Source organism: Methylobacterium sp. B4 (assembly GCF_003201865.1).
Lineage (GTDB): Bacteria > Pseudomonadota > Alphaproteobacteria > Rhizobiales > Beijerinckiaceae > Methylobacterium.
The window spans coordinates 712,746-735,537 of the sequence record NZ_QJJJ01000001.1 but is presented as its reverse complement, the minus strand read 5'-3'; the positions used below and the strand labels follow the sequence as shown (position 1 = coordinate 735,537).

The following is a 22,792-nucleotide window of genomic DNA, read 5'->3' as shown; positions in this document are numbered from 1 at the left end:
TACCCATCCCCTCACACGCCGCTTCCGTGCGCGTCATGACCGTCACGCCGACTTCGGAGCATTGACCGGAGCATTGCCGGACAATGGTGCATAAACCGTGGCGCCTGAGGGACTTCGCCGTCCCTCATCGAGCCCGCTCCGGTTCTCAGGCCGCCCGGCGGCGCAGGCGAAGCACGAATCCGATGACCTCCGCAACTGCGCGATAGTGCTCGGCGGGAATCTCCTCGTCGACCTCGACGGTCGCGTGCAGCGCCCGGGCGAGCGGCGGATTCTCCATCACCGGCACATCGTGCTCGGCGGCGAGCGCGCGGATACGCAGGGCCAGCGAATCGACGCCCTTGGCAACGCAGACCGGGGCGGCCATGCCGGCCTCGTAGCGCAGGGCCACGGCGAAGTGGGTCGGGTTCGTCACGACCACGGTGGCGGTGGGCACGGCGGCCATCATCCGCTTCTTCACGCGGGCCTGGCGCAACTGCTTCATCCGGCCCTTCACTTCGGGGCTGCCCTCGCTCTCCTTGTGCTCCTGCTTCATCTCCTCCTTGGTCATGCGCAGGCGCGTGTGCCAGCGATGGCGCTGGTAGAGCGCGTCGCCGAGCGCGATCACCGCGTAGGCCGCGAGCATGCCGCCCATCATCTTGAGCGCCAGGGTCAGCGTGCCGTCGAGGGCGGCACCGGGTTCGAGCTGCGCGAAGGATTCGGCCTGGTCGTGCTCGCTCCACAGGATCGCGCCCGCGACGATGCCGACGAGCGCGATCTTCACGAGGCCCTTGCCGAAATTGACCCAGGCATCGACGCCCAGCAGGCGCTTGGCGCCGGCCATCGGCGAGATGCGCGCGAATTTCGGCATCAGGCTCTCGGCGGTGAAGATCGGCCGGTGCTGGATCAGGCCGGCGGCGAGCGCCGCGAGCATCGCCATGCCCAACGGCACCGCGAGCGCCTTGAGACTGACCAGGGCGGCGCGGAAGGCGACGCCGAGATAGCTGGCAGGGTCGGAGGGCAGCCCACCCGCATGTTCGAGGAAGCCGCGCATGTCGCGGGTCAGCCCCTCGGCGGCGGGGCGCGCCGCGAGCAGCAGGGCCAGGGTGAAGGCGGCCAGAATGAAGAAGGTGTTGATCTCGGGAGAGTTCGGCACGTCGCCGCGCTCGATCGCCTGCTCGATGCGCCGCGGGGTCGGGTCTTCTGTCTTGTCCTCGTCGTCGCTCTCGTCGGCCAAGGGCTCAGGCTCCCGTCTCTCCGGTCAGCGCCCGAGGAAGGCGCCGAGATAGCGGCCGAGATCGTCCAGGAACAGCCCCATCACGAGGCCGAGCACGGCGACGAGCAGCATCATGCCGATCAGCACCGAGGCGGGCACGGCGAGGAAGAACACCTGTAGCTGCGGCATCAGCCGGGACAGCACGCCGAGCCCGAGATTGAACAGGATGCCGAAGACGATGAACGGTCCGGAGATCCGCACCGCCAGGGCGAAGCCGCGGGAGAAGGCGTCGAGCGCCAGCTTGGCCGCGTCCGCCATGCCGGGCACGCCGTTGGGCGGCAGCACCATGTAGCTGCGCCCGATCGCCTCCAGGGCGAGGTGATGCAGGTCGGTTGCGAGCACCAGGGTGATGCCCAGCAGCGACAGGAAGTTGCCGAGCGCCGCCTGCTGCCCACCCATGGTCGGATCGACGGTCATGGCGAAAGACAGGCCGAGCTGCTGCGAGATCACCACGCCCGCCGTCTGCAGCGCGGCGACCACCATGCGCACCGACAGCCCGATCATCAGGCCGATCAGGATCTCCCCAAACAGGAGACCGATCAGGACGGGCGCCGCCAGCGCGGCGTTGCCGGTGGGCAGGAGCGGCCGGACGGTGGGAAACAGCACCAGGGTGACGAGGAGGGCGAGGCTGAGCCGCAGCCGGCCCGAGATCATCTGCTCGCCCAGCCCCGGCATCAGCATGATCAGCGTGCCGACCCGGGCGAAGGTGAGGATGAAGGCCGCCGCGAAGCCGGGCAGCAGCAGGTCGAGCGGCGTGTTCATGCCGGCCCATCCTACAGGCTCGCCGCGCCGCGCGCTGCCTCCCGCTCGTCATCCCCCCGCCGCGATGCGCGCGGCGATCCGGGCCATGTAGGCGGCCATGGCATCGCCCATGAAGGGCAGCATCAGCAGCATCACCCCGAAGACCGCGACGATCTTGGGCACGTAGATCAGCGTCTGCTCCTGGATCTGCGTCAGCGCCTGGAACAGCGAGACGATCAGGCCGACCACGAGGGCCACGATCATCAGGGGACCGGCGACCTTCAGGAAGACGAAGATGCCGTCGCGGGAGAGGTCGAGGATGGCGAGGCCGGTCATGGCTCTGGGGGCTTTCGTCGATCGTCGTTGCGAGGCGGAGCCGAGGCAGTCCGGCACGCCGCCCGATCCGGAAAAAGTCGCGTGGCTGGATCGCTTCGCGTGTACTCGCCATGACGGAGCACGAGGCGACCGATGCGATCGAACGCGGGTGGAGGAGGGTCGGGCTGATGATCAGGCGCCCCGGTCGGGAGCGAAGCGGGAAGAATCAGATCGGCATGCGCATGATCTCCTCGTAGGCGGAGATCACGCGGTCGCGCACGGCGACGAGGGTCTGGAGGGCGGTCTCGCTCTCGGCCACGGCGGTCACCACGTCCACGACGTTGGCCTTGCCGGTGGCGGCCGAAAGCGCCGCGCGGTCGGCCTGGGCCCCGGACTGGGCCACGGAATCGAGGCTCTGCTGCAGGAAGCCGGTGAAGCCGGCACCCGCCGAGGCCATGCCCTGGACGGGCTTGGCGGCGCCGGGGCGGGCGACGCTCTGGGCGGCGGCGTAGGCGCCGGCGGCGAAGGCGGAGGTCGTCATCGGCTCACGCCTTCAGGATTTCGAGGGTGCGGGAGATCATCCGCCGCGTCGCGGTGACCATGTTGAGGTTGGCCTCGTAGGAGCGCTGGGCCTCGCGCATGTCCATGTTCTCGATCAGCCCGTTGACGTTGGGCATACGCACCTCGCCGCGGGCATCGGCCGCCGGGTTGCCGGGATCGTATTTCGTGCGGAACGGCGTGGGATCGCGGCGGACCCGGCCCGCCTCGACGAGATTCGCCCCGAGTTCCCGGTCGAACCGGCTCGTGAAGCTCGGGACCTTGCGCCGGTAGGGATCGCCGCCGGCCGTCGGCGCGGCGGAATCGGCGTTGGCGATGTTCTCGGCGATGATGCGCATCCGGCCGGACTGGGCCTTGAGGCCGGAGGCGGCGATGCCGAGGCTCTTGAGGAAATCCATGGTGGTCTCCGTTCAGCGGCTTCAGCGCTTGCCGACGGCGATCTTCAGCGCGTCGAGGCTCTTCTGGTAGAGCGAGGCGACGAGCTGATAGTCGGACTGGTTGTCGCCCGCTTTCATCATCTCCTCCTCGAGGTTCACGCCGTTGCCCGAGGGGCGGACCTCGAAGCCCTTGAAGCGGCGCGGGTCGGCGTTCGGGCCGGACTGGGCGGAGAGCCCGATATGGCCGGCATCGGTGCGGGCGAGGCCGTCGCCGCCGACGGAGGCGCCGAGCGGGGCCGCGAGCGCGCCGCCGGCGCCCACCGGTTCGGCGAGGTCACGGGGGCGAAAGCCCGGCATGTCGGCGTTGGCCACGTTCTCGGCGAGCAGCCCCTGGCGGGCTTGGTGCCAGTGCATCCGGGTGCGCAGCATGCCGAGCAGGGGCAGGTCGGTGAGCGACATGGTGCCTCGGGCGGCCGGCGCGAGGGGCGAAGGGAGGCTGCGGGCCGGACCCGGCAGAATTTGCCGTTCGCATGGTTAAGGAGCCGTTAACCGGGCAATTCCTGCCGGGCATCCGCAAGCCGCGGCGAGCCCGGCGACACAAAGCGTGCGGACCGGCTCAGCGAGTTGTTAACGAAGCGTAAGCCTTTGTTGCGGGGGGCTCGGACGACGGCGATAATCGAACCCAGTATTGCGTAGGGTCGGGATGGCGTCTCCCGTCGGCACCGGTCCCGGCCGGAAGCTTCGCGGAACGCCATCGCAGCCCCGACACAGAAAGACGCCGGTCTTGCAAGCGTTCTTCAGTTCCGAGGGCTCGGTCGCCCTTCAGTTCCTGGTGATCTTCCTGATCATCCTGGCGCTGTTCCTGATCGCGGCATTGCTGTTCGTGCGGCTCTCGGGGCGCGGGCTGACCATCGCTGCGCGGCCGGGCCAGCGGGGGCGCCAGCCCCGGCTCGGCATCGTCGACATCTACGAGCTCGACCGGCAGCGGCAACTGATCCTGCTGCGACGGGACAACGTGGAGCACCTGCTGCTGGTCGGCGGACCCAACGACGTGGTGGTCGAGCGCCATATCCAGCGCGGTGCGGGTGCCCGCTACGCCCCCGAGGGCGGCACGCGCGCCGAGGAGGGGAGCGCGGGCGACGCGGCGCCCGAGCCGCCGCGCATCGACCCCTTCCTCGACAGCCCGAAGCCGCCGACCTTCTCCATGCCCGAGATCGTGCCCGCGCCCGGGCTCGGCCTGCAGCCCCATGCCGAGCGGGCGCCGCCCCTGGATTCCGGCCTGTTCGAACCCGAGGAGCCCGAGGCCGAGACCAAGCCGCGAGCCCCGTCGCCGGTGAGCCGGCTGATGCGGCGCACGCTGCCGCCCCTCGTCACGCCTCGGCCCGAACCCGCCTCCGAGCGCGCCGCGAGGCCGGAGGAGGTGGCCGTCAGCGCCGCCGCGCCGCCCGCGGAAACGCCGTCGGTCATGACCGCCCGCGGCCCGCGATCGGTCGATCCCGCCGTCCTGTCCGACATGGCGCGCCAGCTTCAGGTCGCGCTGAAGCGCCCATCCTCGGCGGTGACGCCGCCGCCGGCCGCGGCTGCAACCCCGGTCTCGCCCTCGCCGGTCGAAACTCCGCCGGTCGAAGCTCCCTCGGTCGAAGCGCCACCTCCGACGCAAGCGCCCGCTGCGGCTCGTCCCGATCCGATCGCGCAAGCGATGGCCGCGCCGCCGGTCCCCCAACCGCCGCCGCGGGCCGCCGCACCGGCGCAACCGGCCACCCTCCCGGTCGCGATCGACCCGGTGCAGCCCGAGCCGGTGCCCGTTCCGGCATCCGTCCCGCCGTCCAAGCCCGCGCCTTTTCCGCCCGCGCCTCTTCCACCCGCGCCTCTTCCGCCCGCGGAGAAGCCTGCGGCGGCCCGGCCGGAGCCTGCGCCGCGGCCGGACCCGGCCCGGCCCGAGCCCACCACGCCGGACACCCCCGAGGCGGCTCCGCAGGGACAGAACCCCTTCTCGGTGGAGGAGATCGAGGCCGAGTTCGCTCGTCTGCTCGGGCGCCCGCTCGACAGCAAGAGCTGACCTCCGCAAGAAGGACGGATCGTTCATCCGCCACCCATGGTGAGGCATGGAAGCGCTCGTGGTCGGAGCGGGAGTGGTCGGGCTCGCGGTCGCGCGGGCGCTGGCCCTGCGCGGAGCCTCGGTGATCGTCGCCGAGGCGGCCGAGGGCATCGGCACCGGCGTTTCGGCCCGCAGCTCCGAGGTCATTCATGGCGGGATGTACTACCCGCCGGGTTCGGCCCGTGCCCGCCACTGCGTCGAGGGGCGCCGCCGCCTCGTCGCGTTCTGCGACGGCCACGGCGTGCCGTACCGCCTCTGCGGCAAGCTCATCGTCGCCACCTGTGAGGATGAGCGCGCCGCCCTCGAAACGATCCTGTCCCGAGGCCTCGCCAACGGTGTCGAGGGGCTGGCCTGGATGGAGGGGGACGAGGCGAGACGTCTGGAGCCGGACCTCGCCTGCGTCGCCGCGCTCCACTCGCCCGCCACCGGTATCGTCGACAGTCATGCCCTGATGCTGGCGCTCCTCGGCGACATCGAGGCGGCCGGCGGCGTGCTGGCCCTGCGCACGCCGATCGAGGCGGCCGAGCCGCGTGAGGGCAGATGGCAGGTCCGCTTCGGCGGCGAGACGCCCGACACGGTACGGGTCGACGCCCTCGTCAACGCCGCGGGGCTGGGTGCGCAGGCCCTCGCCCGCCGCTTCGCCGGGCTCGCGCCGGAAGCGGTCCCCCGCCAGGTGCTCGCCAAGGGCAGCTATTTCGGCTGCACCGGGCGCCCGGCCTTCTCGCGGCTGATCTACCCTGCCCCGGTCGAGGGCGGATTGGGCATCCACCTCACCCTGGATCTCGCCGGGCGGATGCGCTTCGGCCCCGACGTGGAATGGGTGGAGGCGGCCGATTACGGCGTCGATCCGGCCCGGGCGCCGTTGTTCGAGGCGGCGATCCGGCGCTACTGGCCCGGCCTGCCGGAGGGGCGCCTGACGCCGGATTATGCCGGCATCCGCCCAAAGCTGACCGGACCCGGAGAGCCGGCGGCGGATTTCCGCATCGACGGCCCGGGGGAGCACGGCCTGCCGGGGCTCGTGCAGCTCTTCGGTATCGAGAGCCCCGGGCTGACCGCGTCGCTCTCGCTCGCCGAGGCGGTGGCCGACCGCCTGACGGACTGAGCCGACAACCGGGCGATTTTTCAGGCCGCGCGCATCAGACCGGCCGGCGCGGTCTCCGTCACTTCGTCGGTGTGGACCTCGAACCGCATCAGCCGCGCCGCGCCGAAGCTCGTCGAGATCGCGCAATCGGTAGCGTCTCGGCCCCGGGCCATCACGATCCGGCCGATCCGCGGCGTGTTGTGGCGCGCGTCGAACGTGTACCAGCGTCCGCCGAGATAGACCTCGAGCCAAGCGGAGAAATCCATCGGGTCGGGCACTGCCGGAACGCCGATATCGCCGAGATAGCCCGTGCAGTAGCGCGCCGGGATGTTCATGCAACGGCAGAGGGCGATGGCCAGATGCGCGAAGTCGCGGCACACCCCGACCCGTTGGACGAAGCCGTCATGCGCGCTGCGGGTGGCATCCGCCTGCATGTAGTCGAAGCGGATGTGCCGATGCACGTAATCCACGATCGCCTGAACCCGCGCCCAGCCCTCGGGCGTCTGGCCGAAGAGCTGCCACGCGGTCGCGGTGAGCTTGTCCGTGTCGCAGTAGCGGCTCGCCATGAGGTAGGTCATCACCTCGTCGGGCAGCGCATCGACCGCCGCCTGGGAGGCCTGCGGCGCCACCGCGTCGGGCAGGCCCGAATCCGCGATCAGAAGGTCCGACGAGATCGTGATCCGTCCGGGCGGCGCGACGATGCGCGTGCAGACGTTGCCGAACGGGTCGACGGTCTGGCGCTGCGGGATCGGTGGATCGAAGCGGATTGCCTCGGGGCTGCGCAGGTCGTTCCGGCGCGAGGGATGCACGCTGAGAAGCAGCGACATCGCTGTCGGGGCCGTGGTTTCGAACGCGATATCGTAACCGGTCCTGATCAGCATGTGATGGCCCATGACTTTGGTCGTACGGTCCGACCAATAGAATTGAGCCGGATAGGCCATTAAGAAGCGAGAGTTCGGACCGTTCCGGCGCTGCGCTGCACAAATGTTTCGCAATGCGCCAGCCCGATCGCCAGGGCGGTGCCGGGACCATGACGCACATTGCTGCTGCAGCGCACTAAGCGATATGGAGACGCCCCATGTGGACCGCTCTCTGGAACCGCCTCGCCCATCCGGGCCACTTCCTGCGCTGGTCGGGCGCGGCCCTGCCCTGGCTCGCCGCGACCTCGGCCGTGCTGGTCGCCGTGGGGCTCTACCTGACCTTCTTCGTCGTGCCGCCCGATTACCAGCAGGGCGACACCGTGCGGATCATGTACGTCCACGTCCCCGCCGCGATCCTCGGCATGGGCTTCTACGGGGCGATGACGCTGTCGGCGATCGGCACCCTGGTCTGGCGCCATCCGCTCGCCGACGTGTCGCAGCGCGCCGCCGCGCCGATCGGGGCGGCCTTCACCCTGATCTGCCTCGTCACCGGCTCGCTCTGGGGCAAGCCGATGTGGGGCACCTACTGGGTCTGGGACGCGCGGCTGACCTCGATGCTCGTGCTGTTCCTGATCTATTGCGGCATCATCGCCCTATGGCGGACGATCGAGGACCCGAGCAGGGCCGCCCGGGCGGTCTCGATCCTGACGCTCGTCGGCGCGGTGAACCTGCCCATCATCAAGTTCTCGGTGAACTGGTGGTCTACGCTGCACCAGCCCGCCTCGATCCTGCGCATGGGCGGCTCGTCGATCGATTCTTCGATGCTCTACCCACTCCTCGAAATGGTGCTGGCCATGACCCTGCTCGGGGTCACCCTGCATCTCCAGGCCATGCGCACCGAGATCACCCGCCGCCGGGTGCGCACGCTGCTGATCCGGCAGGCCGAGCGGCTCGATGCGGGTGCGCAGGAGATCGCACCCGTGACCCGGGGAGCCGCGCCGCTCCCCATGGGCCAGGCGATCTAAAGGCGGAGGATCGGAACGATCATGGAATTCGGACACTACGCGTCCTTCATCGCCGGCTCTTACGGATTCGCCGCCCTGGTGCTCGGCGCGCTGATTCTCAACGGCTGGCGCGACGGGCGGGCTCAGCGCCGGCTGCTGGCCGAGCTCCAGGACGATCGGTTAGGGCGGCCATGAGCGCACAGCCTCCCGGGACGGCCGCCCCCGAAGGCCCGGATCGCCGCCGCCTCTCGCTGCTCGCGCTCCTTCCGGTCGTCATCTTCGCGGTGCTCGCGGTGACGTTCTTCGTGCGGCTGCGCTCGGGCGCCGATCCGCAGGCCCTGCCCTCGGCGCTGATCGGCAAGCCCGTCCCGGCCTTCGCCCTCGGACCGGTGCAGGGGCTGGCGGTCGATGGCCGATCGGTGCCCGGCCTGTCGAGCGCCGACCTGAAGGGGCAGGTGACGGTGGTCAACGTCTTCGCCTCGTGGTGCGCCCCCTGTCAGATCGAGCATCCGATGCTGATGCGGCTGGCCCAGGAGCGCGACGTCCGCCTCGTGGGGATCGACTACAAGGACCCCGGCGATGCCGGCCGGCGCTGGCTGGAGCGCAACGGCGTCCCCTTCGCGGCGGTCGGCGCCGACCCGACCGGCCGGGCGGGCATCGATCTCGGCGTCTACGGCGTGCCAGAAACCTACATCGTCGGTCCCGACGGGGTGATCCGCGACAAGCTGGTCGGCATCCTCACGCCGGAGAACTATGCCAGCGTGCTGGGGCGCATCCGCGCCGCCGGCCGGGCTGCCCCCGTGACGAACTGACCCCGGCACGGGACCTGCGCTTGGAAACCCAGGATCGGAGGCGTATGCAGCCAGGGCCGGCTTGAAACCGTTCCAAGGTGGACCAGCCGCGCACTCGGCTGAAACCGCAATTCAAAGAGCGCCATGCGGATCGGGCTTTTCGTCCCCTGCTACGTCGATGCCTTCGAACCGGAGGTCGGCATCGCCACGCTGGAGTTGCTGGAGCGCTTCGGCCTCACCGTCGAGTATCCCTACGATCAGACCTGCTGCGGCCAGCCGATGACCAATACCGGTTGCCATCAGGAGGCCGCCGCGACCGAGGCGCTGTTCGTCAAGAACTTTTCCGGGTTCGACTACATCGTCGCCCCGTCCGGCTCCTGCGTGCATCAGGTGCGCGAGCACCTCACCGCCATCCCGCAGACCGATGAGGTCAAGCACGTGCGGGCCAGGACCTTCGAGCTGGTCGAGTTCCTGCACGACGTGCTCAAGATCGAGGAGCTGCCCTGGGCGGCGTTCCCGCACAAGGTCGCCTACCATTCGAACTGCAACGCCCTGCGCGGCATCGGGCATGCGCGCCCGACCGAACTGAACCGGCCGTTCTTCTCCAAGCCGCTGAATCTGCTGAAGAAGGTGAGGGGGCTGGAGGTCGTCGATCTGACCCGGCCCGACGAGTGCTGCGGCTTCGGCGGCACCTTCTCGGTGTTCGAGCCCGCGGTCTCGGCCAAGATGGGCTACGACAAGGTGACGGATCAGGCCCGCGCCGGCGCCGAATATGTGGTCTCGGCGGATTCCTCCTGCCTGATGCACCAGAAGGGCTGCGCCGAGCGCCTCGGCGTGCCGCTGAAATACATCCACATCGCCCAGGTGCTGAACGGAGCCGCCGCATGAGCGCCGACGACCTGACCCCGCGCCAGACCGGGGACATGCTCCACCGCGAGGTGCGGGCGCCCTCCGACGAGAGCGAGCGCGGCCCCGGCGGCGAGCGGCTCCAGCACGCGGAGGCCGCCTCGAAGCCGATCCGTGCCGACGCCCCGCGCGAGCCGCAGCCCCGCGGCGCCAAGGTGCGCGGCAACCGGCCGATCGATCAGGCGGAGGCCGCCGAGCGCTTCCTCGCCGCCCCGCTCCATCAGAAGGCCCATGACGAGCGCCTCTGGGACGTACGTCGCAAGCGCGATGTCGCCGCCCACGGCATCCCGGAATGGGAGGAGCTTCGCGAGCTCGCTTCGCAGATCAAGACGCACACGCTGACCCATCTCGACCGCTACCTCGAACAGTTCGAGGCGGCGGCGCGGGCCAACGGCGTCCAGGTTCACTGGGCCGAGGACGGAGCGGCCCACAACCGCATCGTGCTCGATATCCTCCAGAAGCACGGCGCCAAGTCGCTGGTGAAGTCGAAGTCGATGCTGACCGAGGAGTGCGGCTTCCGTCACTTCATGGCGGCCCACGACATCGAGATCATCGAGACCGATCTCGGCGAGCGCATCCAGCAGCTCGACGATGAGGAGCCGAGCCACGTGGTGATGCCGGCGGTCCACAAGACCCGCATCGACGTGGCCGAGGTGTTCGCCCGGACGCTCGGCACCGACCCCGACAACGACGATGCCCACTACCTCGCCGAGAGCCAGCGCGAGACCACGCGTCCGCTGATCCTCAAGGCGGATGCGGGCCTGACCGGCTGCAACTTCGCCATCGCCGAGACCGGCACGGTCGTGACCTGCACCAACGAGGGCAATGCCGACCTCTCCGGCAACGTGCCGCCGCTGCAGATCCACTCCATCGGCATCGAGAAGCTGATCCCGCGCGTCGAGCATCTCGGCGTGTTCATCCGCCTGCTCTCGCGCTCGGCGCTCGGTTCGCCGATCACCCAGTACACCTCCCATTTCCGCGGGCCGCGGCCCGGCACCGAGATGCACATGGTGCTGGTCGATAACGGCCGCTCCGAGCGGTTGGGGATGGAGGAGTTCTGGACCTCGCTCAAATGCATCCGCTGCGGCGCCTGCATGAACACCTGCCCGGTCTACCGGCGCTCCGGCGGGCTATCCTACGGCGCCACCTATTCAGGGCCGATCGGGCTCATCATCGACCCGACCTTCAACAAGCGGAAATACTCGACCCTGCCGTTCTCCTCGACCATGAACGGCTCCTGCACCAACGTCTGCCCGGTGAAGATCAACATCCACGAGCAGATCTTCGCCTGGCGCAAGGTGCTGGCCGAGGAGCACCAGATTCCGCTGCTCAAGCAGGGCATGATGAAGGCGGCGGGCGCCGTTCTCAGCCGCCCGGCCGCCTACCGCGCCGCGATCCAGACCGCCGACTCGGCCCTGCGCGTGCTGCCGCGCTTCGCCGTCTACAACCCGGCCAACACCTGGGGGAAGAAGCGAGAGATGCCCCACGCGCCGCACCAGAGTTTCCACGCGTGGTACCGGCAGAACCGCATGAAGAAGGGGAGCGACGCGTGAGCGCCCGCGACGCCATTCTCGGGCGCTTGCGGACCAACCGTCCGGCCGGCGAGTTCCCGCTGCCGGATGTGCCGACCTTCGCGCCCCTCGTCGGCGGCGACCTCGTGGCCGAGTTCGCCGAGCGGCTGGGCAAGATGGGCGGGCGGGTCGAGCAGGCCGGCGGTGCCGACCCGTTCGCGACCGTGCGCTCGCGCCTCGACGGGGCGCAGGTGATCGCCTCGGCCGTGCCGGAATTCGTCGGAAACCGCGATCTCGGGGCCGTTCGCAAGCCCGGAGACTTGGCCGACGTGGACGTGGCCGTGGTGCGCGCCCGCTTCGGCGTGGCCGAGACCGGCTCGGTGCTGTTCACGGAAGGCGACCTGATCGTGAACTCCGTGGCCTACCTCGCCCAGCACCTGATCGTGCTGCTCGATCCCGCCGACATCGTCGTGAACATCCAGGCCGCCTACAAGCGGCCCGACTTCGCGCACGCGGCCTACGCTGTGTTCCACACCGGGCCGTCGGCCACGGCCGATATCGAGGGCGTGCTGATCCACGGGGCGCAGGGCGTCCGCTCACTCACCGTGCTGCTGTTGCAGCGCAAAAAACAGGCAGCTTGAGACCGGAGCCCGCGGGTCTTCCGCGCGTTTGCGGCCAAACGCCTCGCTGGTGCGTGGCCGCGATCCCCCGCGAAGACCCGGAGACCTCCCCGTGCGGTTCAAGCTCGGCTGCAACCTCGCTTACGAGGTGATGAGCCCGACCACCTTCATCTTCAACGTCGAGGTGGCGCGCCTGCGCAGCCTCGACGTCCTCAGCGAGACCCTGACGCTGACGCCCGATCCGGAGCGCCGGATCTACGACAATCCCGATCTCAAGAACCGCTATCTCGGCGTCACCGTGCAGCCGGGGCCATTCTCGCTGCAATACGATGCCGAGGTCGCGCTGAGCGTGACCCGGGCCGATCCGGGCACGATCCGCGAGATGCCGGTCTCGGAGCTGCCCCTCGACATCCTGCCCTTCCTGTTGCCAAGCCGTTTCGTCTCCTCCGACCGGCTCACGCCCTTCGCCCAGGCCGAGTTCGGCCACCTTCCGAAGGGGCACGAGCGGGTCGGCGCGATCTGCAACTGGATCCACGATCACATCGCCTATCGCCGCGGCGCCAGCGACAGCGAGACCACCGCCGACGAGACCCTGCTGATGCGGGCCGGCGTCTGCCGCGACTTCGCGCATCTCGGCACCGCCTTCTGCCGGGCGCTCGGCATCCCAGCGCGCTTCGTCAGCTGCTACGCCTACGGCCTCGTGCCGCGCGACTTCCACGCCGTGTTCGAGGCCTATCTGGACGGGCGTTGGTGGTTGTTCGATGCGACCCGCCAAGCCCATCTTGACGGGCTCGTGCGGATCGGCGTCGGGCGGGACGCGGCCGAGATCGCATTCTCGACGCCCTTCGGCGCGATGGAACCGACCGGTATGGAAATTCGCATCGACCGGGCCGACGGCGGTCCCGAACCTGCAGAGCGCACCGTCGATGCGATCTCGACCGAGGCGCCCGCACCTCATGCCGGTGCGGTCTGACCGCTGCCAGCGATAGCGGGCCGAGCCCATCTGAAAAAAATCTCGAATTTTTTCGAGACGGGCGGATTAACCGGCAGGATCGTTCGTCTGTTTTAATGTTCGGGTGATCCGGACGAATCTCCAACTTCGCCCGCCCGGTTCAGGCCGCGGCGGGTTTTTCTTTTCCGCGGCAGGTCCCGCCCACGACGGCCCTCCTTCGGCTCGATGAGATGAACATCGTGCGGTATCCAGATACCGTAAGGCCAAACGCCTTAGTTTCATTGCAGTTTTCTCGACGCAGCACGGATGTCGTGCCTTGACGGCCCGGCGAATCCCCCTTAGTGACCCTCCCCACACGCCGCTGCGTCCTCACCCGACGCGGCGGCGCCTTGTTTCAAACGTCACCGGCACGGGAATCGGCCATGAAGACCACTTCGCTGAAGCCCGCCGACGTCGACAAGAAGTGGGTCGTGATCGACGCCGAGGGCCTCGTCGTGGGCCGTCTCGCTTCGATCGTGGCGATGCGCCTGCGCGGCAAGCACAAGGCCGCCTACACGCCCCACGTCGATTGCGGCGACCACGTCATCGTCATCAATGCGGACAAGGTGAAGTTCACCGGCCGCAAGTACGACCAGAAGGTCTACTACCACCACACGGGCTACCCGGGCGGCATCAAGGAGCGCTCGGCCAAGTTCATCCTCGAGGGCCGGTTCCCCGAGCGCGTGGTCGAGAAGGCCGTGGAGCGCATGCTGCCGCGCGGCCCGCTCTTCCGCCAGATCCTCGGCCACCTGCGCGTCTACAAGGGTGCCGCGCATCCCCACGAGGCCCAGCAGCCGCAGGCGCTCGACGTCGGCTCCCTCAACCGTAAGAACGTGAGCGCTTGATCATGGCGACCCTTCAGTCCCTCGCCGATCTCAATCGGGCGAACACCCAGACGAGCAACCCCGAGAACGAGGCGCCCGTCCACGTCCAGAAGCTGGACGCGCAGGGCCGCGCCTACGCCACCGGCAAGCGCAAGGATGCGGTCGCCCGCGTCTGGATCAAGCCCGGCAACGGCACCGTCGTGGTCAACGGCCGCCCGGTCGAGACCTACTTCGCCCGCCCGGTGCTGCGCATGATCCTGCGCCAGCCGCTGGAGATCGTCGGCCGCGTCGACCAGTACGACATCAACGTCACCGTGAAGGGCGGCGGTCTCTCCGGTCAGGCCGGCGCCGTGCGCCACGGCCTGTCCAAGGCCCTGACCTACTACGAGCCGGAGCTGCGCTCGCCGCTCAAGCGCGAAGGCTTCCTGACCCGCGACCCGCGCGTCGTGGAGCGCAAGAAGTACGGCCGCAAGAAGGCCCGCCGCAGCTTCCAGTTCTCGAAGCGCTAAGGCGTTTCGCTACGAACGAATCTTTGGGGGCGGGGCCGCGAGGCTCCGCCCTTTTTTCGTGTGTGACGGCTCTGTCGGAGAGTGACGCATGACAGGACGGGAAAGCCCAGGGCGCTCCACCGCTCCCGCGCCGAAGGGCGACCGCAGCGCCGCCGTCGCCGATGCACTCGCCCGCCTCGCGCCCCGCCTGCCGGACTTCGAGGCGGAGGCGGCGCTCGACCGCGCCCTGCGCAGCTCCGGCCTGCGCGGTGCAGCCCCGGAAACCGCGGCATGGCTCGCGCTCACGGCGTTGGCCCGCCACGCCTTCACCGATTACGACGACCTCCTGGAGGAGGGCTACGACCGCGACAGCGCCCGCCACTTCGTCCTCGACGACATGAACGCCGTGCTGGCCGAGTGGGGCTGCCGCCGTCAGGTCTCGGATGAGATGCCCGAGACAGACGGGATACCGCCGGACGACCTCGCCGAGCTTTGAGGCGCAAAGGGTCCGCCGCCGCTTGCCGGCCTCTCACGGCTGAGGCAGAGGGGTGCCCTCACACAGCAGGAACCTCCACCATGAAGCTCAGCGCGCGCAACATTCTCAAGGGCAAGATCGTCTCGGTCGAGAAGGGCGCGACCACGGCGCATGTGAAGATCGAGATCGCCAGCGGGCAGACGGTGACCTCCGCCATCACCAACGAGTCGGTGGACGCACTCGGACTTAAGGTCGGCGGCGAGGCCTATGCGGTGATCAAGAGCTCCGACGTCATCATCGCCGTCGATTGAGTGTCTGCCACGAAACGCCCGACGCCGGGCATTTCGTGAGGCAACTCACGCTTCGATCGTCAGCTCGATTCCGTGCCGGGCGGTCGCGCCCGGTGCGAGCAGGCGCTGCGAATCCCGCTCGGCCAACTCACCCTCGAAACCGGCCCAGTCGGCATGGCCGGTCCAAGCTTCGAGGGACAGGAACGGCGCCGTCGGTTTGGTCCAGACGGCAAGGTGCGGAAAATCCTGCATCCGAAGGGCGATGGCCCGGCCGCCCGGTGCGGAGAAGCGCATCTCCCGGCTCCGGGCATTCAGGAAGACCAGGGCCTCGGTGAAGATCTCGGGATCGAGCTCGAGGCGCGTGCCGTCGAGGGCGAGCGCCCGCTCGCTGTGCACCAGCAATCCGCCCGGCCCGACCTCCGGCACGAAGGGCCGCTCCGCCGCCTCGAACACGACCGCGTAGCCGCCCCCAGCGCGGCGCTCGCCGTCGGCGAAGGGCCAGGGGAAGGCGGGGTGGAAGCCGAGCGCGTAGGGCAGGGGCTCCCGCCCCGGATTGATGACCCGGATCTCGAAGGCGAGCCCGTCCGTGGAGATGCGGGCGTCGATCTCGAGCCGGAATGGGAAGGGGTAGTGCGGTCGGGTCGCCGAGCCGTCCGTCAGCCGCAGGCTGACCGTATCCTCGGCGCGGGCGACCACATCGAAGGGCAGATCCCGGGCGAAGCCGTGCTGCGCCATCGGATAGCTTTGCCCGGCCACCTGCACGGCTCCGCCGGTCGAGGCCCCGACCACCGGGAAGAGCCAGGGCGCATGCCGGTTCCAGTGCTCGGGATCGCCGCTCCAGAGATATTCCCGGCCCCCGACCTGCCAGGAGACCGGCTCGGCCCCGTGCAGGGCGATGCGGGCGCGGCTGCCGCCGGCCCCCCGGATCTCGATCGTGTCGTCGGTCGCCATGCTGCCGCCTGCCTCCCTGTCCTCCCGGGTTCGATAGCCGGGGGCGAACGGTCACGCTAGCGCGCGGCGGCCACGAATGGAGGCGCGTCGATCGGCTCGGAAATCACGTCGGCGGGTGGGCCGGAGGCGACGATCCGTCCGTCCTTGAGGACGTGGACCGTATCGGCCCGGCGCAGCGAAGTGAGGCGGTGGGCGATCATGATGATCGTGCGCGTGCCGCCGAGCGCCCCGAGCGCGCCCATCACCGCGGCCTCGGTCTCGCCGTCGAGGGCGCTGGTCGCCTCGTCGAACACGATCACGTCCGGGTCGTGGTAGAGCGCCCGCGCGATGCCGATGCGCTGGCGTTGGCCGCCGCTCAGGCGCGCGCCCCGCTCGCCCACGCCCGTCTCGTAGCCGTCGGGCAGGACGGCGATGAAGTCGTGCGCACCCGCAAGCCTGGCGGCGCGTTCCAGGGCCGCGCGGTCGAGGGTCTCGGGCTCGATGCCCAGCGCGATGTTCTGCGCCACGCTGCCGTCGACCAGGAACACGTCCTGCGGCACGTAGCCGATCCGGTTCTGCCAAGCCGGCAGGTTGCCGGCATCGAGCGGCGTGCCGTCGATCAGGACGCGGCCCGAACTCGGCGTGAGGATGCCGAGGATCAGGCCGACCAGGGTGGACTTGCCCGATCCCGTGCGTCCGACGAGCCCGACGGTGGTGTGGGCCGGGATCGTCAGGTCGATGCCCCGCAGCGTGGAGCGGCCCGCCTCGTAGTCGAAGCTCACGGCCTCCAGGCGGATCGTCTCGGCAAAGGGCAGCCGCGCGGCCGTGCGCGACCGGCGCGGGCGCTCGCCCTCCAGGGCATCCACGATCAGACGCACGCCGGGCAGGTGGAAGCGCAGCTGCGAGACGGAGGTGAAGATGTTCTGGAAGGCCGGCAGCATTCGGTAGCCGGCGAAGGCGAACAGGCCGAGCAGGGGCAGCATGCCGGCGGTGTCGATGCCCTGCGTGAGCGCGTACAGCACCACGGCGATCACGCCGCCGAAGGCGAGCGACTCGATGACGAAGCGCGGCAGCTGTCCGGTCAGAAGGCTGGCGGCCAGGGCGTGGGCGTAGGAGCGGGCCGGCGCGTCGAAGCGCGCGGCGAAGGTTTCCGCCCGGCCGTAGAGCTTGAGTTCGGTCAGCGCGCCGAAGGTTTCCTGCACCACGCGGTAACGCCCCTCGTTGCCTGCCACAGCCCGGCCGCCGAGGCGGGAGAGCCTCGCCCGCATCACGAGGTAGATCGCGACGTAGAGCCCCCCGAAGCCGCCCCCGAGGATCAGGGCGAGGCGGGGCTGGTAGGCGATGAGGAAGATCACCACGGCGAGCGCCGAGGCGCCGCGGGAGGCGATCACCATGGCCGGGGTCAGCACCCCGGCGACGAGCCGGTCGGTCTCGCTCAGAACGTTCTTGGCCAGCTCCGCGCTGTTGGCGTGCGCGAAGAACAAGCGCTCGCGGTCGACGTATCGCGCGAGCAGGCGTCGGGCGAAGCCGTAGCCGGTCAGGTGGGCGAACAGGAGCTGGGCGAAGGTGAAGCCGGCATTCACCAGGCTCGTGAGCAGGATCGCAGCGAGCGCGGCGAACCCCGTGGCGAGCAGGAAGGCGCGGTCGTCGGTAAGCCCCAGGGCGTCGCGCAGCCCCGTGAGATAAGGCACACGCGCCGCCGCCCCCGGATCACCGACCAGGGTGAGGAAGGGCAGAACCGAGGCGACGCCCACGACTTCGAGGAGCGCGGCGATCCCGAGGCCGAGGCCGAGCAAGGCGAGGCGCCGCCTGTCGCGCTGGCGCATCACCCGCAGGAGATCGAGGAGCGTCCTCAAACGGTCACCGGGCGCAAGGGAGATAAGGGCCGGACCGATGGGCGGCGGATGACGCCGTGATGCCGCTAAGTGGTTGACGGCAAAAGAGAGCGGTCGGCCGATCCGCCCTGCCGGATTGGGTCTCTAGCACGCTGCCACGAGGGGGCGTCAAGCGCGGGCGGCAGGGGCACGGGGCGTCGCCGCCTCACGACGTGTCCGGCGTGGGGCCGTAGGTCGGATCGTTGCGAGTGCGCTTCGTTCGAGCCGGGATGGTCTCCGCATCCCTCCATGCCCGACCGCGCGGAGGCTCGGCGGCGGTGGCGGCCGAGCGCGTTTGCGGCAGGTATTCGCCCGCTCGGAGCCGCGGAACCGGAACCTTGGCGGTACGTTCTGCGAGTATGGAACACTACAGATCCGTCTTCGCGACCACCGCCGTCATGGTTTTAGGTCTCGTCGCGACCTCTCCGCTCTTGCAACGGCAGGATTCGGCCGGCTCGCAGCCGAAGACGAATCTGGTCATCGCAAGTGGCGTCGAGGGGACCGACAGTAAGGGCTGGTCCGATCCGCCGCGCCGGGTCGATCCGGCCGTGATCGCGACGGCGGCCTCCCCTGAGGGAGAAGACGACGGCCTCGGATCGCCGAGGCCGGCCTCCTTCACCCTTCTGCCGCCTGAGACGGCCGCACTTCTGACGGCGAGCAGCGCCTTCGCGTCGTCCGAGCCGGCCCAGCGGGTTCAGGCCGTCCGGCGCCATCGGGCCGCCAAGGTCGCGAGCCGGAGCCGTCCCGACGTGACGGCGCGGGCTCCGACGGTCGAGGTCCCGGCGCAGAACCAGCCTGCGGCGCCCCAGCCGCAGCGGGCCGCCGGGATTGATCCGATCGGCGACCTCCTGAGAGGTCTCGGCATCGGCCGGGACAGCTGAGGCAGTCGGTGCGCCAGATCGTCCACGCGTAGGGCGGTGCCTCCGGCACGCCAATCTGCCGCACGGCACACGCCACCTTTTCGGCTCGTTGGTCTTCAGGACATCGCCGGACTGCGTCGTGGAGATTACCGCCGTGTTACTCGCAACCGCCATCATGTTCGCCGGCGCCGTCGGCGCCATCGTTCTCACCCTCGCCGCAAGGCCGAGCGCTGACCGCTTTTTGAAGTGGTGAGGTAAGTCCGACTGCTCCATCGCGATCACGTGCCCATCCTCCGGGCCGATTCGATGCCACGCGCCTGCGGATTCACCTGAACTGAGAGGGTCACTTTCGAGTTGTGACTCGACAGAGTGGGTCGGAGGTGGGTCCGTGGCGGCGATGGTGATGATGGCGGGCGTGTTCGGCGCGGCAGGAACGTTGATCTGCCTGATGCCGCGACTCGACTCGTTCTTCGAGTGGTAGGCGCTTCTTACGCCGAACTGCGGGACGGTGAGCGCTACCGATGTCCGGCGCGCGTTCGATCCGTAAAGATCGGTCTACCCGTTCATCCTCCAGTCGGAAGAGTAGTCTCGCAGGCCGAGCGCAACGATTGGCTGCTGAAACAGCGCAGCCGGCTGTCGACTGCGCGTATCTGACTGGGGGGATCGAGCCGTTGGTGCGGCTTCAGAAATCCGATGGTGCCCAGGGACGGGATCGAAACTCTAGCGTTATCAATCGTTTGCGAAAAACGTGGGGACGGAAACCTCCCGCTGAAGCTCGCTGCGTATCACGCCGACTCCCCACGGGAAATCCAGCCGCCGGACATGTAACGCGAATTGGTGCGCCGGGGTCAAGGTGTACGCCGTTTCCGACAGGGCACGCTGCTCACTTCAGCGCCCGATTTTTACCTTACGTTTGTCAAGTTGGGTTGTAACTCATCCGCAACAAGCGGCCGGTCGTGCGGTCGGGCTTGGGGGATGCTCGTTCGTGACACCGCAGCAATTCATCGAGCGTTGGAAGCCCGTGGCGTTGTCCGAGCGGGCCGCCGCACAGTCGCACTTCAACGATCTCTGTCGCCTGCTCGATCATCCGACGCCGGTAGAAGCCGATCCCCGCGGCGAGCGTTTCACCTTCGAGAAGGGCCTCCAGAAGTCCGGTGGTGGTCTCGGTTTCGCCGACGTGTGGAAGCGTGAGCATTTTGCGTGGGAGTACAAAAAGCGTAGACGCAACCTCGGGGATGCGCTCGACCAACTCGCCCGATACGCGCTCGCGTTGGAGAGCCCGCCGCTGCACATCGCCTGTGACACCGATCAGTTCCGCGTCGTCACGGCTTGGACCAACACCGTACCCGTCTCCTACGACATCAGCCTTGACGATCTGCGTGAACCGTCGAAGCTCGACATTCTGCGCGCAGCCTTCCACGAGCCGACCAAGCTGCGGAAGGGCGGCTCGCGGGCAGACCTGACAAAGAAGGCTGCCGACCGCTTCTCCACCATCACACTGCGCCTTCGCGAGCGCGGTCATCCGCCCGAGGCGGTGGCCCACTTCGTCAACCGTCTCGCCTTCCTGTTCTTCGCCGAGGACGTGCGTTTGCTGCCGTCCGGCTACTTCCGCCGTGTGCTTGAAGAGGTTGCTGGGCGTCCGCACGAAACGAAGGATTTGTTCGACAGCCTCTTCACTGTCTTGCAGAAGGGCGGTCGTTTCGGAGTGGAGCGCCTGCCGCACATCAACGGCGGCCTATTCGATGAACAGCCCGCGCTGCCGCTGGAGGAAGATGACGTTAAGCTGCTGATCGAAGCTGGACGGCAAAATTGGGCGCACATCGACCCGTCCATCTTCGGCACCCTATTCGAGCGGTTCCTCGATCCTGACAAGCGTGCGCAGATCGGTGCGCACTACACCGACGCTGAAAAGATCATGCGGGTCGTTGAGCCCGTCGTCGTGCGTCCGTTGCGCGCCGAATGGGAGATGGTGAGGGCCGAGATCGAGCGGTTGACCGACAAGGCCAGGACGAAGGGGCCGAAAGCGAAGGAGTGGCAACGAGCGGAGGAGTGCCGCTCGGTCTTTTTGGAGCGGCTGCGGACGCTGAAAATCCTCGATCCTGCCTGCGGGTCGGGCAACTTCCTCTATCTCGCGCTGCATGCGGTCAAAGACCTTGAGCACGCGGCGAACCAACAGTGCGAGGTGCTCGGCTTGCCGCCGCGCATGCCGATGGTTGGACCAGAAATCCTGCGCGGGTTGGAGATCAACCCGCTGGCAGCGGAGTTGGCGCGCACAACGGTGTGGATCGGCGACATCCAATGGGCGGTCCGTAATGGCATCTATAGTCGCCCGGAGCCGATCCTGCGCCGCCTAGATGGAATTGAGTGCCGAGACGCGCTGATTGACGCCTCGGCCGATATGGCTGGCGAGGCAGCAGTCCGACCAGCGGAAACGGCTTGGCCGCGCGCCGAGTTCATCGTTGGCAACCCGCCCTTTCTCGGCGGTAAGATGCTGCGGCGTAACCTCGGCGACGCAACAGTCGAGACGCTGTTCCACACATACCGGGGACGCGTGCCCGCCGAAGCTGATCTCGTGGCCTATTGGTTCGAAAAGGCACGCGCGCAGATCGGGCGGGGCGAAGCGCACCGTGCCGGGCTCGTCACGACCAATTCAATTCGTGGCGGCGCGAACAGACGTGTGCTGGAGCGGATCGCTTCCGATGTCCCGATCTTCTCGGCATGGTCGGACGAGCCGTGGATTGTTGATGGCGCTGCGGTACGGGTTTCGCTCGTCTGCTTCGGCGAGACCCGGACAGGCGAGGCGGTGGAGTTAAACGGTCGGCCGGTCGAGCGCATCAATCCAGACTTGACCGGTGTTGGCGCGGACCTAACCGGTGTGAGGAGGCTCGCTGAAAATCGAGGCGTCGCCTTCATGGGAAACACGAAGGGCGGGGCTTTCGACGTACCGGGTGATATCGCCAGGGCGTGGCTCACCGCGCCACTGAACGTCAACGGGCGGCCAAACTCCGACGTATTGCGGCCCTGGATCAATGGTCTCGACGTTGCCCGCCGTCCGAGGGACATGTGGATTATCGACTTCAACGCGATGGGCAGCGACAACGAGGCAGCCTTTTACGAGAAGCCGTTCGCGCACGTCTTGGCGCTCGTAAAGCCCGAGCGCGTCAAGAACCGCCGCGAGGTATATGCACGAAACTGGTGGAAGCACGTGGAGGCTCGACCTGCCATGGTCGCGTCGCTCTCGAAGATGCCACGCTACGTCGTCACTCCTACCGTATCGCGCTACCGCCTGTTCGCCTTCGTAGACGGGTCTGTCTGCCCTGACCATCAACTCATCGCCATCGCCCGCGACGACGAGACTTCGTTCGGCATACTGCATTCGCGCTTCCACGAGGCATGGTCACTCCGGCTGTGCTCTTGGCTCGGCGTCGGTAACGATCCGCGCTACACGCCGACCTCGACATTCGAGACGTTCCCGTTCCCGGCGAACCTGACGCCGAGCGTGGCAGCCAAAGACTACGCGGCCGAGCCGAACGCGCGACGGATCAGTGCGGCGGCGCAGAAGCTGAATGTCTTACGGTCCGCTTGGCTCAACCCGCCGGACCATACGCGTGCAGAACCGGAAGTCCGGCCGGGGTTTCCTGATCGGGTGATCCCTTCCGATCTGAACGCCGCGACCATCTTGAAGAAGCGCACCCTGACCAACCTCTACAACGAACGTCCCCGTTGGTTGGACGACGCCCACGCTGAACTCGATCGCGCCGTAGCCGCTGCGTACGGGTGGCCGGAAGACATAGCGATAGACGATGCGCTTACCCGTCTGGTCTCTCTCAATGCGCACAGGACGCCGAGTTTGCCATGAAGGAGGTGCTCCCGATGAGCTACCAGCCTGCTCTCATGCTGCAATGGACTTCGACGCTAAACCTCTAGGGCGGTCCCTTCAACGCCG

Annotated in this window: 24 protein-coding genes; 15 read left to right on the top strand and 9 right to left on the bottom strand. The window is 68.5% G+C overall.

The features are described from left to right. Positions 1–145: 145 nt before the first annotated feature. From flhB to flgB, 6 genes are all read right to left on the bottom strand, one after another. Positions 146–1,213 (bottom strand): flagellar biosynthesis protein FlhB, encoded by a 1,068-nt coding sequence (gene flhB, locus BY998_RS03535; RefSeq protein ID WP_110350204.1) that lies wholly within the window; start codon positions 1,211–1,213, stop codon positions 146–148. 24 nt (positions 1,214–1,237) lie between these two features. Then, positions 1,238–2,014, bottom strand: a complete 777-nt coding sequence (gene fliR / locus BY998_RS03530) for a flagellar biosynthetic protein FliR (protein WP_110350203.1) — start codon at positions 2,012–2,014, stop codon at positions 1,238–1,240. A 48-nt stretch (positions 2,015–2,062) separates the two neighbouring features. Next, positions 2,063–2,329 carry a flagellar biosynthesis protein FliQ gene (gene fliQ / locus BY998_RS03525; RefSeq protein WP_110350202.1) on the bottom strand — a complete coding sequence of 89 codons (267 nt, stop codon included), beginning with the start codon at positions 2,327–2,329 and terminating at the stop codon, positions 2,063–2,065. A gap of 205 nt (positions 2,330–2,534) precedes the next feature. Next, positions 2,535–2,849 carry a flagellar hook-basal body complex protein FliE gene (gene fliE / locus BY998_RS03520; RefSeq protein ID WP_110350201.1) on the bottom strand — a complete coding sequence of 105 codons (315 nt, stop codon included), beginning with the start codon at positions 2,847–2,849 and terminating at the stop codon, positions 2,535–2,537. Between the two features lie 4 nt (positions 2,850–2,853). Beyond that, a complete protein-coding gene (gene flgC, locus BY998_RS03515) occupies positions 2,854–3,264 on the bottom strand; it encodes a flagellar basal body rod protein FlgC (RefSeq protein WP_110350200.1) in 411 nt (136 codons plus the stop codon). A gap of 21 nt (positions 3,265–3,285) precedes the next feature. Further along, positions 3,286–3,702 carry a flagellar basal body rod protein FlgB gene (gene flgB / locus BY998_RS03510; protein ID WP_110350199.1) on the bottom strand — a complete coding sequence of 139 codons (417 nt, stop codon included), beginning with the start codon at positions 3,700–3,702 and terminating at the stop codon, positions 3,286–3,288. A gap of 325 nt (positions 3,703–4,027) precedes the next feature. Here flgB and BY998_RS03505 point away from each other — a divergent pair, with 325 nt between their 5' ends. Beyond that, on the top strand, positions 4,028–5,302 hold the full coding sequence (locus tag BY998_RS03505; RefSeq protein WP_110350198.1) for a hypothetical protein: 1,275 nt from the start codon (positions 4,028–4,030) through the stop codon (positions 5,300–5,302). A 46-nt stretch (positions 5,303–5,348) separates the two neighbouring features. Next, a complete protein-coding gene (locus tag BY998_RS03500; RefSeq protein WP_110350197.1) occupies positions 5,349–6,443 on the top strand; it encodes an NAD(P)/FAD-dependent oxidoreductase in 1,095 nt (364 codons plus the stop codon). 20 nt (positions 6,444–6,463) lie between these two features. Here BY998_RS03500 and BY998_RS03495 read toward each other — a convergent pair whose 3' ends face one another. Further along, positions 6,464–7,303 (bottom strand): transglutaminase family protein, encoded by an 840-nt coding sequence (locus BY998_RS03495; RefSeq protein WP_110350271.1) that lies wholly within the window; start codon positions 7,301–7,303, stop codon positions 6,464–6,466. Positions 7,304–7,500: 197 nt separating this feature from the next. Between BY998_RS03495 and BY998_RS03490 the strand changes: the two genes are divergently transcribed. From BY998_RS03490 to BY998_RS03440, 11 genes are all read left to right on the top strand, one after another. Then, a complete protein-coding gene (locus BY998_RS03490; RefSeq protein ID WP_110350196.1) occupies positions 7,501–8,307 on the top strand; it encodes a heme ABC transporter permease in 807 nt (268 codons plus the stop codon). 21 nt (positions 8,308–8,328) lie between these two features. Next, the gene (gene ccmD, locus BY998_RS03485) at positions 8,329–8,481 is read left to right on the top strand and encodes a heme exporter protein CcmD (protein ID WP_110350195.1); all 153 of its coding nucleotides are present in this window, start codon (positions 8,329–8,331) and stop codon (positions 8,479–8,481) included. Beyond that, positions 8,478–9,098, top strand: coding sequence for a DsbE family thiol:disulfide interchange protein (locus BY998_RS03480; protein ID WP_110350194.1), 621 nt, complete (start codon positions 8,478–8,480; stop codon positions 9,096–9,098). The genes ccmD and BY998_RS03480 overlap by 4 nt, the downstream gene beginning before the upstream one ends. 123 nt (positions 9,099–9,221) lie before the next feature. Beyond that, positions 9,222–9,965: a (Fe-S)-binding protein gene (locus BY998_RS03475; protein WP_110350193.1), complete on the top strand. Its 744-nt coding sequence runs from the start codon at positions 9,222–9,224 to the stop codon at positions 9,963–9,965. Next, positions 9,962–11,536, top strand: coding sequence for a lactate utilization protein B (locus tag BY998_RS03470; RefSeq protein WP_110350192.1), 1,575 nt, complete (start codon positions 9,962–9,964; stop codon positions 11,534–11,536). The genes BY998_RS03475 and BY998_RS03470 overlap by 4 nt, the downstream gene beginning before the upstream one ends. Then, complete coding sequence (locus BY998_RS03465) at positions 11,533–12,135, top strand: LUD domain-containing protein (RefSeq protein WP_110350191.1); 603 nt, start codon at positions 11,533–11,535, stop codon at positions 12,133–12,135. Before BY998_RS03470 ends, BY998_RS03465 begins: the two co-directional genes overlap by 4 nt. Positions 12,136–12,226: 91 nt before the next feature. After that, positions 12,227–13,087, top strand: a complete 861-nt coding sequence (locus BY998_RS03460; RefSeq protein ID WP_110350190.1) for a transglutaminase family protein — start codon at positions 12,227–12,229, stop codon at positions 13,085–13,087. A gap of 401 nt (positions 13,088–13,488) precedes the next feature. Beyond that, on the top strand, positions 13,489–13,950 hold the full coding sequence (rplM, locus tag BY998_RS03455) for a 50S ribosomal protein L13 (RefSeq protein ID WP_110350189.1): 462 nt from the start codon (positions 13,489–13,491) through the stop codon (positions 13,948–13,950). A 2-nt stretch (positions 13,951–13,952) separates the two neighbouring features. Beyond that, entirely contained in the window at positions 13,953–14,438 is a 486-nt protein-coding gene (gene rpsI / locus BY998_RS03450; RefSeq protein WP_110350188.1) for a 30S ribosomal protein S9, read from the top strand. 88 nt (positions 14,439–14,526) lie between these two features. Beyond that, positions 14,527–14,913, top strand: coding sequence for a DUF2293 domain-containing protein (locus tag BY998_RS03445; protein WP_110350187.1), 387 nt, complete (start codon positions 14,527–14,529; stop codon positions 14,911–14,913). Between the two features lie 80 nt (positions 14,914–14,993). After that, positions 14,994–15,203, top strand: coding sequence for a TOBE domain-containing protein (locus tag BY998_RS03440; protein ID WP_110350186.1), 210 nt, complete (start codon positions 14,994–14,996; stop codon positions 15,201–15,203). 45 nt (positions 15,204–15,248) lie between these two features. Here the strand turns inward: BY998_RS03440 and BY998_RS03435 are convergent, their stop codons facing one another. Together BY998_RS03435 and BY998_RS03430 are read right to left on the bottom strand one after the other, a co-directional pair. Continuing rightward, a complete protein-coding gene (locus BY998_RS03435; RefSeq protein WP_110350185.1) occupies positions 15,249–16,133 on the bottom strand; it encodes an aldose 1-epimerase family protein in 885 nt (294 codons plus the stop codon). Positions 16,134–16,189: 56 nt separating this feature from the next. Beyond that, positions 16,190–17,968, bottom strand: coding sequence for an ABC transporter ATP-binding protein (locus BY998_RS03430; protein ID WP_110350184.1), 1,779 nt, complete (start codon positions 17,966–17,968; stop codon positions 16,190–16,192). 377 nt (positions 17,969–18,345) lie between these two features. Between BY998_RS03430 and BY998_RS03425 the strand changes: the two genes are divergently transcribed. Together BY998_RS03425 and BY998_RS03420 are read left to right on the top strand one after the other, a co-directional pair. Continuing rightward, the gene (locus BY998_RS03425; protein WP_110350183.1) at positions 18,346–18,867 is read left to right on the top strand and encodes a hypothetical protein; all 522 of its coding nucleotides are present in this window, start codon (positions 18,346–18,348) and stop codon (positions 18,865–18,867) included. Between the two features lie 964 nt (positions 18,868–19,831). Then, entirely contained in the window at positions 19,832–22,705 is a 2,874-nt protein-coding gene (locus tag BY998_RS03420; RefSeq protein WP_110350182.1) for a DNA methyltransferase, read from the top strand. Positions 22,706–22,792: the final 87 nt, after the last annotated feature.

What these genes read in the sequence shown, in the direction of transcription:
- ccmD (WP_110350195.1), top strand. Translation starts at nt 8,329, where the DNA reads ATGGAATTCGGACACTACGCGTCCTTCATCGCCGGCTCTTACGGATTC.
- BY998_RS03500 (WP_110350197.1), top strand. Translation starts at nt 5,349, where the DNA reads ATGGAAGCGCTCGTGGTCGGAGCGGGAGTGGTCGGGCTCGCGGTCGCG.
- BY998_RS03425 (WP_110350183.1), top strand. Translation starts at nt 18,346, where the DNA reads ATGGAACACTACAGATCCGTCTTCGCGACCACCGCCGTCATGGTTTTA.
- BY998_RS03470 (WP_110350192.1), top strand. Translation starts at nt 9,962, where the DNA reads ATGAGCGCCGACGACCTGACCCCGCGCCAGACCGGGGACATGCTCCAC.
- BY998_RS03475 (WP_110350193.1), top strand. Translation starts at nt 9,222, where the DNA reads ATGCGGATCGGGCTTTTCGTCCCCTGCTACGTCGATGCCTTCGAACCG.
- BY998_RS03480 (WP_110350194.1), top strand. Translation starts at nt 8,478, where the DNA reads ATGAGCGCACAGCCTCCCGGGACGGCCGCCCCCGAAGGCCCGGATCGC.
- BY998_RS03435 (WP_110350185.1), bottom strand. Translation starts at nt 16,133, where the DNA reads ATGGCGACCGACGACACGATCGAGATCCGGGGGGCCGGCGGCAGCCGC.
- flgC (WP_110350200.1), bottom strand. Translation starts at nt 3,264, where the DNA reads ATGGATTTCCTCAAGAGCCTCGGCATCGCCGCCTCCGGCCTCAAGGCC.
- BY998_RS03445 (WP_110350187.1), top strand. Translation starts at nt 14,527, where the DNA reads ATGACAGGACGGGAAAGCCCAGGGCGCTCCACCGCTCCCGCGCCGAAG.
- fliQ (WP_110350202.1), bottom strand. Translation starts at nt 2,329, where the DNA reads ATGACCGGCCTCGCCATCCTCGACCTCTCCCGCGACGGCATCTTCGTC.
- fliR (WP_110350203.1), bottom strand. Translation starts at nt 2,014, where the DNA reads ATGAACACGCCGCTCGACCTGCTGCTGCCCGGCTTCGCGGCGGCCTTC.
- BY998_RS03440 (WP_110350186.1), top strand. Translation starts at nt 14,994, where the DNA reads ATGAAGCTCAGCGCGCGCAACATTCTCAAGGGCAAGATCGTCTCGGTC.
- fliE (WP_110350201.1), bottom strand. Translation starts at nt 2,849, where the DNA reads ATGACGACCTCCGCCTTCGCCGCCGGCGCCTACGCCGCCGCCCAGAGC.
- rpsI (WP_110350188.1), top strand. Translation starts at nt 13,953, where the DNA reads ATGGCGACCCTTCAGTCCCTCGCCGATCTCAATCGGGCGAACACCCAG.
- rplM (WP_110350189.1), top strand. Translation starts at nt 13,489, where the DNA reads ATGAAGACCACTTCGCTGAAGCCCGCCGACGTCGACAAGAAGTGGGTC.
- flgB (WP_110350199.1), bottom strand. Translation starts at nt 3,702, where the DNA reads ATGTCGCTCACCGACCTGCCCCTGCTCGGCATGCTGCGCACCCGGATG.
- BY998_RS03490 (WP_110350196.1), top strand. Translation starts at nt 7,501, where the DNA reads ATGTGGACCGCTCTCTGGAACCGCCTCGCCCATCCGGGCCACTTCCTG.
- BY998_RS03495 (WP_110350271.1), bottom strand. Translation starts at nt 7,303, where the DNA reads ATGCTGATCAGGACCGGTTACGATATCGCGTTCGAAACCACGGCCCCG.